This window comes from Kitasatospora sp. NPDC057223 (genome assembly GCF_042669755.1).
Lineage (GTDB): Bacteria > Actinomycetota > Actinomycetes > Streptomycetales > Streptomycetaceae > Kitasatospora.
Window position 1 is genome coordinate 1 of sequence record NZ_JBHUWW010000194.1, and the last position, 11,729, is coordinate 11,729.

The following is an 11,729-nucleotide window of genomic DNA, read 5'->3' on the forward strand; positions in this document are numbered from 1 at the left end:
GCCGCGGACCTTCGCAGCGCGGGCGTTGATGACCATGCGGGAGAACTGGGCCCGCTTGAAGGTCTCCTCGTGCTCGGCCCAGCGGACGCCGAGGATGGTCTCCACGACGTTGGCCGGGCGCCCGGCCATCAGCCGGGTGGACTGGTCGGCCAGGCGCCGCGAGCAGGCGACGACCGCCGGGAGCACCTCGTCGTGGAGCCCCCAGGAGGCCGCGGGACGGTTGGCCAGCGCCGACCCGAGGGTGGCGAGGTCCCGGGCGACCGCCGCCCGTTCGGAGTCCGAGGCCAGAGTGGCGTCGTGCAGTTCTGCGGCGTGCCGCAACGAGCCGGTGTCGAACAGGTCGTAGCTGGAGCGGGTCAGGTCCTCGCCGTGGCCGCCGCGGTCGCCCGCGTCGACGGTGGCGAAGGGGAGCAGGTTGCGGAACCGCAGGTACTGGGCGGCGGCCTCCTTCACCGTGGTGGACTCCAGGACCTTCACGGCCGTGTTGAACAGCAGACGCAGCTGGCCGCCGCGCAGCTGGTCCACCGGGAGCAGGCAGTCCAGACGCATCACGGCGGAGCCGAGGTCCTTCTTCACGGCGGCCCGGAAACCGGCCAGGGTCTCGGTCGGGACGGCCACCATCACATCGGTGGCGGCGACCTCGACCAACCAGGCGGTGGTGTGCGAGCCCATCCCGGCCACGCCGCGCGGGGCGGGTGCGCGGCCGTTGACCTCCAGGTACGGGGCGCCGTTCGCGGGCGTCGGGGTGTACGCGACCACCAGCGCCTCGGCGGCCCGGTGGACCGCCCAGCCGTTGCGGAGGTCGGGAGCCGGCACAGGTTCGGCGGCGTACAGGGCTTCGTAAGCCTTCCTGGTCGCGGTCAGGAGCTCCTTCAGCACCGTGTCCTCGGCCGGCAGCCGCGCGGCACGCGCCACGATCTCGGCGCGCAGTCGGGCGATGGCCGCGGTGGCGGGGCCCGTCACCGGTGCGGTGCCGCCGCTCGCCGGCGCCGCCGGGGTGGTCAGGAACCCGGACTCCGTCACCGACTTCGGGTAGGCGGTCGCCATCGTCACCTGGTGGTCGTGCAGCAGGTAGGCCAGGACCAGCGCCGCGTTGGGCAGCGCGTCCTGCGCGGCATCGATGATCTTGTCGGCCGCCACCTGGGCGGGGGTCCGGTACGTCCCCAGCTTCTTCCGCCAGGTGTCGGCCGTGCCTGCGGCGAACCCGTTGGGCTCCGCCCTCGCGATCGCGTCCGCCAGGTCACCGGCGGTGCCGGCGAGCTGCCGCAGATGGTCCTTCTCCGGGTCGTCCGCGAATCGGGCCCGCAGCGCCTTGGCGGACTCGCCCAGCCTGACCACCGTGTCGTGGTCGTACGCCAGGCCCGGGGCGAACACCCGCCCCTTCGCCGCCAGCGTCCTGCGCACCTTCGGCGTGAGGTCGAGCTGGTCGATGAGCTGCCGTACCAGCTTCTCCAGACTCGTGTGCTCGCCGGCCACGTCGGTGTCGGTCGACGGCTGCAACGCGGCCCTGGTCCGGGCGGCGCGCAGCGCGGCCTCGAACGAGAACAGCTTCCACAGTGCCTCGCGCAGCCTCGTCGGCCGGTCCACCGGTGCGGGCGGCTCGTCCTCCTCCGAGGAGCCGGAGGAGGACGAGGAGGAAGAGTCGGAGGAGGCGGAGGACGAGGCCACCGAGGACTCGGCGTCGTCCTCCTCGTCCTCGTCGTCCACCGCTTCGTCGGGAAGCTCCTCGGCGGCGAAGTCGTCCGCCTCGGCCCCGCGGTCGATGGCCGAGCCCGGTGCCTCGGTGTCCAGCAGGACCTTGCGGTAGCTTCCCTCGCCCGAGCCCTTCGAGCCGCCCGACGAGTGCACGGGAACGGTGCTGAAGGGAAGGTAGTTGACGTAGGTGAGGTGGTGGGCGACGGCCCGCTCGAACGCCTCCACCGCCTCGGCCTGGTTGCCCGCGCGGAGCGCGGTGCCGGCCGCCTTGAGGTACTCCGTCACCCGGTAGGCGGCGTCCTCCAGGCGCTTGCTGCGGTGCGCGGCATCGGGGAGCAGCGCCAGGCGCGTCTTGCCGGTCGACTTCGGCTGGGTCATCCATCCGGCGACGGTGTGCTGGCGCTCTTCCAGGATGCCGATGGCTCCGGAGAGGTTCAGGCCGTACAGCGAGGCACGCAACGCGTCCACGACGGCCTGCCAGGCCACGGTGTGATCGCCCATCCGGGAGCCGAACGGCGAGGGCGTGCGGTGACCGGGGCTGATCACCACGCGCTGGATGAGGTGCTCCGGCGTGAACTCCAGGCTGGGCCGCAGGGTGACCCGGGCCATCTTGGGCAGCTGGTGCGGCTGGGCAATCAGGTTGGACGGCTCCCGAGTGAGTCTCGGCGGCGTTGCCGCGGAGCCGTCCGGGCCCTTGGCCCGCTTCGTCGACGGTTCGCCCGCCGGGTTCGGCGCGGAAACGGGCGTGGGAGCGGCCGTCCGGACCGGCTGGGCCGCAGGCGCGGTGGATTTCGCGTTGAGCAGTGCCTGGTACGACCTCGCTACGTCGGCGTCGTACTCGATGGGTGAACCCGGCGCCGCGACAGCCGACTTCTCTTGTCCTCGTTTCATACCAACCCCCCAGGTTGTCTGATCTGAGCTCGAAGACTAGCGGCCCGAGTCGGAGATCAACGGTGACTTGCCAGGACCCGCCCCGAGCCGGCCGACCGCATGCGGGCCGCGGTGTCCCGGGCCCCTCCGGAGGTGTTCATGCGGAGTCGGTGAGGAACGCCAGCCCCGCCAGCAGTCCCGCGTAGGCCAGGACCAACAGGAGAGCGGAGAGGACCAGGATCCAGCCGGTCACGAGCCCGAACAGCGCCACGCCGCGGTCGCGGCCGCCGAGGCGCTTGCCCCGGCGGCGACCGAGGTGCCCGGCGGGGATCGCGACCACACCGAACACGAACACGAGGAACGTGTAGAACCCGCCGTACAGCAGCCAGAACATCGGCGTCAGGAAGATGCCCACGATCAGTCCGACACCCAGAACGGCCGCCCAGAGGCTGACCCGAGCAGGGGTGTTGCGAGTGGCGGCGCCGGCCGCGCCGGTACCCTGGGCAACTTCGGTCACGTCTGGTTCTCCCTGGCTGGTTCCGGCCGGACCACTCTACGAGAACGGCTCGCCGGCCTCGGCGTCGCCCGTGAGCCCGCGGACGGCCCGGAGCGACGGGAACTCCGGTGGCCCGACCGTACGGGCGCGACGGGGTACGGAGCTGGCTCTGCCCGGTGCTGGTACTCATCCGTCGACCGCCGGAGGGGCACCGCCGACCCGGAGCCCGGCCGCCGGGATATCGGGAGCGGGCGGCCGCCCGGATGCCGCAGACTCGGACCGAGTGCTTTTCGAACTGGAGGATGTTTCATGGCTGACCGACCCCTGACGCTGATGGCGGTGCACGCCCACCCCGACGACGAGGCCACCGGGACGGGCGGTGTGCTGGCGCGCTACGCCGCGGAGGGCATCCGCACGGTGCTCGTCACCTGTACCGACGGCGGTTGCGGTGACGGGCCGGGAGGCGTGAAGCCGGGGGAGCCCGGGCACGATCCGGCGGCCGTCGCGGCGATGCGCCGCCGGGAGCTCGACGCGAGCTGCGAGGTGCTGAACATCAGCCACCTGGAGGTGTTGGACTACGCCGACTCCGGGATGATGGGCTGGGCGGCGAACGACGCGCCCAACTCCTTCTGGCAGACACCGGCGGCGACGGCGGCCGCCCGGCTCGCCGAGCTCATGCGGCAGTACCGGCCCGACGTGGTCGTGACCTATGACGAGAACGGCTTCTACGGCCACCCCGACCACATCCAGGCGAACCGCATCACCGTGGCGGCACTGGAGATGACCGACCTGACACCGAAGTTGTACTGGACGACGATGCCGCACTCGACCGTCCGGCGGTTCGGCGAGGTCATGCGCGAGTTCGGCGGGGACGGCGAGCAGCCGGATTCGGAGGCGCCCGTCGAGCTGCCCGACATCGGTCTCCCCGACGAGGCGGTCAGCACCTGGGTGGACACCACCGAGTTCGGCGACCAGAAGTTCGACGCCCTGGCCGCACACGCCAGCCAGGGTGAGAACATCTTCTTCCTGAAGATGGGCCGGGAGCGGTTCACCGACCTGATGGGCCTGGAGACCTTCGTCCGGGTCCGGGACACCACCGGCGCGGCGCTGCCCGAGAACGACCTCTTCGCCGGACTGCGCTGATCCGCACGGCCCTGTTCGCTGCCGTGCTCCGCGTCCCGATGGTCCGCCCGGCCGTCCAACCGGGCTGACGGGGCGTCGGGGCGTCAGGGCGTCGGGGCGTCAGGGCGTCGGGAAAGCACCGAGGCCCGGGCCAGGAAGATCCTGGCCCGGGCTCGTCCCGTGCGGCGACCACTCCTTCGCCACCTTGGTCCGTGTTCCGGCTCTTCGGGGGCGGGCCGGCCTTCCCGGCGTGCGGTGACCTGCACAGCGCCCCTTCGGCGCCTGCGCGGTGGCCCGCCCGCCGCCGTCCGTACGTGCTGCTCCTACGCTGTGCCGATGCGCATACTGCGGCGGGTTTCGGTACGGGCGAGGGCTGCTCTGGGGGCCGCGGCGGCAGCCGCTCTCGCCTTCGGGCTGGCGACGGTGTGGGTCGGGCACGCGGCGTACGCGCAATGGATGCCCAACGCGCGGGCCAAGGCACTGAATGAGGCGACGCTGCTGGACAACTCCGTGCTCGATCCATCCGTCGCCGCCGAGACGGACCCGCGGTACTACCGAGGTCTTGAGGACGGAGAGGACGCCTGGTCCTATCGGGTCACCGCGGGCGGTTACCAGCACTCCTTGTACGCCCTCGTCCTGGCGGACGGTCAGTGGGCGCGCCATGACCGGATCGATACCGCCGCTGCCGGCCACCTGCCGCCGCTGGCCGCCGACCGGGAGTTCGGCTTCGCCGAGCTGGTCGACATCCGCCTCCCGGCCGGCGTGTACTACGACATCCACTCGCTGGTCGGACCGAGCCCGACGGACCGTACGGTCACGTTCCTGCGCCGCACCGGCCAGCTCCACAGCACAGCGGCCCTGGAGGAGCTGACCGGCCGCGCCGGCCTCCCGGCGCAGCGGATCACCGTCTACGTGATGGTCAGTCCGGTGGAGGCCAGGGCGGCGCAGGCGCGGGTGACGCGGATCCTGGGCTGGTATCTGGTGCCGGGTGCGTCGCTGTTCGTCGCCGCCGTCGCATGGGTCGTCACCACGCTGGCGCTGCGGCCGGTGGAGGCGATCCGGCGCAGGATGGAGCTGATCGGCGCGGGTGCCGTCCACGAGCGGGTTCCGGTACCGGCCACGGAGGACGAGATAGCCCGGCTCGCCGTCACCACCAACGCGACCCTGGGCCGGCTGGAGCGCGCGTTGTCCGAGCAGCGCCGACTGGTCGCGGACGCCTCGCACGAACTGCGCACCCCGCTCGCGGTGATCCGAAACTCGCTGGAGGTGGCGCTCGCCCATCCCGAGCAGGCCCACTGGCCCGATGTCGCCGCCGACGCGCTTGCCGACACCGAGCGGCTGCACCTGCTCGCAGAGGACCTGCTGCTGCTGGCCCGCGTCGACGAGAGTGCGGCCGGCGACGGAACCGTCGAGCTGCACGACCTGGTGACGGAGCAGCTCGCGGAGCGCTCCTACGGCCCGCCGCTTCCCCGGCTGGCCGCCGGGATGCTGGAGCCCGCTAGCGTCCCCGGCAGCGAGGTGCTGATGGCACGAGTCCTGCGCAACCTGCTGGACAACGCCGTCCGCCACGCCGTGGCGGAGGTGACGGTCTCCCTGCGGGTCACGGACGGGTGGGCGGAGCTGACCGTGGCCGACGACGGCCCGGGCATTCCGGCCGCCGACCGCGAGCGGGTCTTCGAACGCTTCGTCCGCCTCGACCCCTCCCGCGACCGCGCCGACGGCGGCGCCGGGCTCGGGCTCGCGCTGGTACGCGCCATCGTGCAAGGTCTCGGCGGAACGGCGCAGTGCCGGGACCGGGACCGCGAGCCCGCCGCCGCCGTCGGCGCCGAGCTGGTCATCCGGCTCCCCACCGGTACACCGTGACGCCCCCTCCTGACGCGACCACCCGGTAGCCGGCGGCCGGCAACTCCGCCAGCGCGTCGCGCTGCTGCGCGGCGGGCAGCGGGAAGTCGTCCGGCCGGTCGAAGGCCACAACCCACCCGGCCACCGGCCGCGACCACGGACCTGGGCGGTCCGGCGGGCTGAGGAACGGAAACAGCGAGACCGTACAGCGGCCGGTCAACTGCGGCGCCAGCCGATTCGAAGCCGCCACCGAAGCCCCGTCCGGTACCGCGGACAGTGTGCTCCGCACCGCCCGGTCCTGGGCGCCGGGCAGCTGCAGCGACGGCATGGGGAACATCGCCACCGCCACCGGAAGCGCCAGGACGACCGCCGCCCGGACACCGCGTCGGCTGCGCCGCACCCCGTCCAGCATCGCGACGAAGAACACCGGCACCAGCGTCGCGTTGTAGTGCTCCGTGGTTCCCCAGTACGCCGGGTTGACGGACCAGAACCTGGCGACCAGCGGCAGCACCGCCAGCAGACACAGCGGCGAGCGCAGCGCCACGAAGAGCGTGGGAGCGAGCAGCGCGAGTACGGTCAGCCCCTTGACGCCGGGCAGCAGCAGTCTGGCCAGCGGGGCACCGCCGTTCCAACTGCCTTCTGTGGCATAGGTGTAGAGGCCGTACGGGCTGTACGCCGGGACGGCCAGCAGCACCGCCACCGCCGTCGCCACTGTCGCCGCCCCGATGAGTACGGCACCGGGGAGCCGCCGCCCGCGCACGGCGAGATACCCGCCGACGGAGGCCACCAGCAAGCCCTGGTCCTCCTTCACCAGAAGCAGCAGCAGCGCCCATCGCACGGCTGCGGCCGTGCGGTCCCGGGCCAGAGCCGTGACGGCCAGAGCCGTCACCGGGACGGCGAACGCGACCTCGTGGAAGTCGAACTCGACGGCCGCCCACAACCCCCACGACAGCCCGTACGCTAACCCGAGGAGCGCGCCCAGCCGCCGGTCCGCCACCTCGACGGCGAACCTGGCCACCGGCATGACAGAGACCGCGAACAGCGCCGCCTGCGCGAGGAGTAGTGTCAGCGCGCTCGGGAACACCCGGTACAGCGGCGCCAGCATGATCAGGACCGGGCTGAAGTGATCCCCCCGCAGATCGAAGCCTGCCCCCTTGAGCGGAGCCACCGGCGCCTCGAACCCGGCATAGCCCCGCACGCCCTGCTCGAAGATCCCCAGATCGAATCCGGCCGTCTCCAGCCGCAGGTGACGCAACACCGCGACCGCACCGTAGGCGGCGAACAGCAACACGGCCAGCAGGATCGGTAGGGCCCGGGACAGGCGTCGCAGCAGCATGGCCGCGAAGCTACGAAGATCACGCTGAAGGAATCCTGAGCGAACCTGAAGATCCGTTCAGGCAACCCCCCGAGCCCCGCGCGGGCCGCCGTACGCTGAGGCGATGAGACTTCTGCTGGTCGAGGACGAGCCACGACTCGCCCGCTCACTGAGCCAGGGACTGCGCGCCGAGGGCTACGCGGTCGACGTGGCCGGCGACGGCGTCAGCGGCCTGGAACAGGCGCTCAGCACGTCCTACGCAGCCATCGTCCTCGACCTGATGCTCCCGCGCCTCAACGGCTACCGGGTCTGCCAACAACTGCGCCGGGCCCAGAACCCCGTCCCCGTCCTCATCCTCACCGCCAAGAACGGCGAGTACGACCTCGCCGAAGCACTGGACTGCGGCGCCGACGACTTCCTCAGCAAGCCGTTCTCCTACGTGGTGCTCACCGCCCGGCTGCGCGCCCTGATCCGCCGCGGCGCCGGCGGCCGCCCGGCCCACCTCACCGTGGGAGACCTGACCGTGGACCCGGCCGCCCGGCGCTGCACCGTCGGCACCGATCAGCTCCGCCTGACCGGCAAGGAGTTCGGAGTCCTGGAGTGCCTTGCCCGCCGCGCCGGCCAGGCCGTCCCGAAGACCGAGATCCTGGACGCCGTCTGGGACAGCGCCTTCCGTGGCGACCTCAACATCGTCGAGGTCTACATCGCCAACCTCCGCCGCAAACTCACCACCGCACAAGCCGACTGCACCATCGAGACCGTCCGCGGCCACGGCTACCGCCTGACCCCGTGAACCTGCCGTTCAACCCGCAGGCCGCGTGATGGGGGGCTCCGGCGCGGTGAAACGCACCATGGACGAGTCACGGTTCTTGATCACGCAGTTGGGAGGAGACACTGCGTCAGCAAGCTCGTCGCGGGACCTGGTGCTCGGCTCCGTCAGCGATGACGACTGCTTCCGGCCGCCTTGTAGGGCGAGGGCGGAAGGTTCCCGGGGGTGCGGATTTGACGTACAGGAATACCCGGTGAGATCGATCTTGCTCGGTTGCTCGGTCTCCTTGGGCTGAAAGATTGGTTCGTGCAATGCGCTCGCGGACCGTGGTCTCCTCGGGCGTCAGGCGATCTGGTGCACCGCGACGAGGATGGGTAATACTGCCCTGTCGACCGGGCGGTGGACGCCGTCGACCTGGGCGGCGGGGGGTGGCCGTACACGGCCATGTCCGAGGGGCGGGTCCTCGCTGCCTGCTCCGACGCGCACGACTGCACGACTGCACTGTGGTGGCGGCGGAGGTCGGAGGGCGGATCGTGACGGACGTGCTGCTCGCACTGCACAACCCTGCGTACCCGGACCTGGACCGTACGGCCGCGTTGCGGGGCGTCCTGACGGGCGCGGCGGCGGCGACGCTACGCAGCGTGCCCGTGATCTCGGAAGCGGACCCGATCACGGGGCCGACCGGCAAGTGCGGAAGTTCCTGATGCGGCAGCGCCAGCGGGCGCAGACGGCGAGGGTGTGAGATGCGGACCGAGGAGGAGGCGGCGGACGCCGCCGAGGTGGGCGCCGGCAAGGAGGGCGCCGGGCCGGCGGCCACCGTCGCGCCCGTCCCCGCCGAGGTCGTGGCGGTGGACTTCGCGGGCGCGGGCGAGGGCCTGGAGGAGATGTCCTGGGGGATGTGGGAGATCTGGCAGGCGATGGGCCGGCAGCGCGACCAGCTGCCGATCGGCGGCCGGGTCGCGGTGGCTCCGGGCACGACGCTTGACGACCTCGTCGCCGAACTGCGCTACCTGATCGAGCGCTTCCCCTCGATGCGCACCCGGCTGCGCTTCGCCCCCGGAGGCCGGGCGCTTCAGCAGCTCTTCTCCAGCGGGCGCGTCACGCTGGAGGTGTACGACGCCGCTCCGGACACCGACCCGCAGGAGGTCGCCGCCGCGGTCGAGGAGCGCTACCGCAGCGAGCCGTTCGACTTCGCCGGGCAGTGGCCGGTGCGGATGGCGGTCGTACGCCGGCACGGGCATCCGGTCCAGCAGGTCACCGTCATGAACCACTTGGTCACCGACGGCCTCGGCGGCGAGATCATGCTCGGCCAGATGCGGACCAGGGACACCACGCCGGTCAGCGGCATGCAGCAGCTGGAGCAGGCGCGCTGGCAGCGGTCCGCCGCGGGGCAGCGGCAGAGCGAGCGGACGCTGCGGCACTTCGAGGGCGTACTGCGGACGATGCCGGGGCGGCAGCTGCCCGGCCCCACCGACCCGCGCGAGCCACGGCACTGGGGGGCGCAGTTCCACTCGCCGGCGCTGACGGCGGCGCTGCCGGCGATCGTGGCGCGGACGGGAACCCCGGTATCCGGGATCCTGCTGGGCCTGTTCGCGGTCGGACTGTACCGGGCCACGGGGATCAGCCCTGTGGTGGTGCGGCCGGTGGTCAACAACCGCTTTCGGCCGGTCTTCGCCGACGTGGCCTGCATGGTCGCGCAGGCGGGCGTGTGCGCCGTCGACGTCGCGGGGGTGAGTGCCGCAGAGGCCGTCGAGCGAGCCGGGCGGGGCAGCATGACCGCATACCGGCACGCCTACTTCGACCCCGAGGCACTGGACGAGCTGGTCGCCCAGGTCTCGATCGAGCGTGGCGAGGACGCGAGCATCAGGACGTACTTCAACAACCGCAGTACCTACGCCCCGCCGGCGGACACCGACCGGGAAGTGGACCCGCAGGAGCTGGCGCAGGACCTGCGGGCGGCCCGCCGGGACACCGTCTTCCGCTGGTTCGCGCGGGAGGAGGTCCAGAGGGAGCGGTTCTTCGTCCACGTCGACGACACCCCGGAGGGCGGGCTGCGCTTCGAGATCCGCGTCGACACGCACTACGTCTCGCCCGCGCAGGCCGAGGCGTTCGCCTACGCCATGGAGGCGGCCGCGATCGAGGCGGCGCTCCCGGAGGAGGTCGCGCAGGAGGTGGCCGTGGAGGGGGCGGCCGCAGAAGCTGCCGCCGGGCGTGAGTAGTTGACGTACAGGCGATCCGAGGTCGGTACAAGTCTTCGTCACCCTCGTCCCCGGCCGCGTCCGAGTCACGGAAGAGGCGCAGAGCCTGGCCGGGGCCGCCGGCCTTGATGTTGAACAGGTAGCGGTCCAGGAAGGTGATGGGCCGGTCGTTGAGCGGAGGGAGGCGGGCGACGTCCTCGTCCTTGAGGTCGTCGCCCGCCGCGCGGAGCTGGGTGACGGCAGCGTTCAGACATAGCGGGTGTTCCACAGCGGCACGGCGTTGAGCGCCCATGCCGGACCGGCCAACTGGTCCTCCTGGCCCGCGCGGTGTGCCTGGCGGAGCTTGCCGCGGACGCCGTGGCAGATTGCGCGGACGAGCAGGTGCACGGTCTTGTCGATCCGCCCGTACTCGGCGACTGCGGTGCCGGGCGGAGGCGGGCGGCGTGCCCGGCCGGACATCCGCAGCAGGTCCTACGCTCGGGCCTGGTTGGTTATGACTGACCCGGCGACTCGGAGCATGTCCGGCCAGTGCGGTGCGATCCTCCTGAGGTTGACCTTGTTGCAGGCCACGGCCTCCAGCGGCCTGTACCCAGCGCCGGGTTCCTTGCCGTCGGGAAGGTCGGGCCACCGTTTCCGTCTCACTCCGCCATCAGGGTTCAGCAGGGTTTCCAGTGTGTAGAGGCTGTCGTGCGGGGTGCCGCGGGCGACCGTCGTGCCGATCCTGTGGGACTGAGCAGTGATCAGCGAGGCGTTCGCTGCGGCGAGGGTGTCGGCACGTACACCCTGTCCTCCGGGTCGATGACCGGAGTCAGGCCGATGTTGCAGCTCTGAGGGACGAGCAGTTCCTCCAAATGGGTGCGCCGGCCGGAGACGTACTTGAAGGTGCCGAGGGGACTGGTTCAGGAGTGCACCCCGAAGAGTGGGCCCGGTAGTTCGATCCTCGGGAGCGTCACTTCTGTGGTGATCTTCAGACAGGTCGGGGACTCCGGTTCGCCGACTGCACCGAGCTTGTCCTCCGACAGGCGGGCCCGTCCGCCGCCCGGGGGGACGACGACCTCCACCTTCGCGTTGTCGCCGGCTTCGGCGAGCGGGCCGCCGATCTGCAGCCAGGCCGCGTCCAGTCCGCGGGTGAGCTGGGTCAGGTGCTTGACGGCGTCCTCGGTGAGGGACAGTCCCGCCGGGACGTCCCCGTGCGTCGCTTCCGTCGGGGCCCTTCTCGGGGCTGCTTCGAGGGTTCTCTGCTGTGTTGTCGGGCAGCGGATCGACTGCGGAGTGCGCGTCGTGAACCACGTTGCCGGATACGGGAAGGAAGTGGGTTCTGGTTCGGGTGGGTGTGTGTGGTGGGTTAGAGGGGGGTGGTGTGGGTGTGGGCGGTGAAGGTGGTGGTGTTGGTTTGGGTGGCGGTGATGTGGTGGGTGGTGG

Annotated in this window: 9 protein-coding genes; 5 read left to right on the top strand and 4 right to left on the bottom strand. The window is 71.7% G+C overall.

What is annotated here, in order from left to right:
* Positions 1-2,586, bottom strand: a 2,586-nt coding sequence (locus ACFUK0_RS37375) for a hypothetical protein (RefSeq protein WP_380258006.1), incomplete at its 3' end; no start/stop codon positions are given.
* Positions 2,587-2,722: 136 nt separating this feature from the next.
* Positions 2,723-3,082 (bottom strand): DUF4190 domain-containing protein, encoded by a 360-nt coding sequence (locus ACFUK0_RS37380; protein WP_380258008.1) that lies wholly within the window; start codon positions 3,080-3,082, stop codon positions 2,723-2,725.
* Positions 3,083-3,370: 288 nt separating this feature from the next.
* Between ACFUK0_RS37380 and ACFUK0_RS37385 the strand changes: the two genes are divergently transcribed.
* Together ACFUK0_RS37385 and ACFUK0_RS37390 are read left to right on the top strand one after the other, a co-directional pair.
* Positions 3,371-4,204, top strand: coding sequence for a PIG-L family deacetylase (locus ACFUK0_RS37385; protein WP_380258010.1), 834 nt, complete (start codon positions 3,371-3,373; stop codon positions 4,202-4,204).
* 315 nt (positions 4,205-4,519) lie between these two features.
* Positions 4,520-6,046: a sensor histidine kinase gene (locus tag ACFUK0_RS37390; protein ID WP_380258013.1), complete on the top strand. Its 1,527-nt coding sequence runs from the start codon at positions 4,520-4,522 to the stop codon at positions 6,044-6,046.
* Here ACFUK0_RS37390 and ACFUK0_RS37395 read toward each other — a convergent pair.
* Complete coding sequence (locus ACFUK0_RS37395; protein ID WP_380258015.1) at positions 6,018-7,361, bottom strand: DUF2079 domain-containing protein; 1,344 nt, start codon at positions 7,359-7,361, stop codon at positions 6,018-6,020. The genes ACFUK0_RS37390 and ACFUK0_RS37395 overlap by 29 nt on opposite strands.
* Positions 7,362-7,464: 103 nt before the next feature.
* On the opposite strand from ACFUK0_RS37395, the gene ACFUK0_RS37400 reads away from it, so the two are divergent.
* The 3 genes from ACFUK0_RS37400 to ACFUK0_RS37410 all read left to right on the top strand — a co-directional run bounded on the left by ACFUK0_RS37400 (position 7,465) and on the right by ACFUK0_RS37410 (position 10,328).
* The gene (locus ACFUK0_RS37400) at positions 7,465-8,133 is read left to right on the top strand and encodes a response regulator transcription factor (protein ID WP_380258018.1); all 669 of its coding nucleotides are present in this window, start codon (positions 7,465-7,467) and stop codon (positions 8,131-8,133) included.
* A gap of 509 nt (positions 8,134-8,642) precedes the next feature.
* Positions 8,643-8,813: a hypothetical protein gene (locus ACFUK0_RS37405; protein WP_380258021.1), complete on the top strand. Its 171-nt coding sequence runs from the start codon at positions 8,643-8,645 to the stop codon at positions 8,811-8,813.
* 39 nt (positions 8,814-8,852) lie between these two features.
* On the top strand, positions 8,853-10,328 hold the full coding sequence (locus ACFUK0_RS37410; RefSeq protein ID WP_380258024.1) for a condensation domain-containing protein: 1,476 nt from the start codon (positions 8,853-8,855) through the stop codon (positions 10,326-10,328).
* A gap of 225 nt (positions 10,329-10,553) precedes the next feature.
* Here the strand turns inward: ACFUK0_RS37410 and ACFUK0_RS37415 are convergent, their stop codons facing one another.
* Complete coding sequence (locus ACFUK0_RS37415) at positions 10,554-10,766, bottom strand: Tn3 family transposase (protein WP_380258026.1); 213 nt, start codon at positions 10,764-10,766, stop codon at positions 10,554-10,556.
* Between the last annotated feature and the right edge of the window lie 963 nt (positions 10,767-11,729).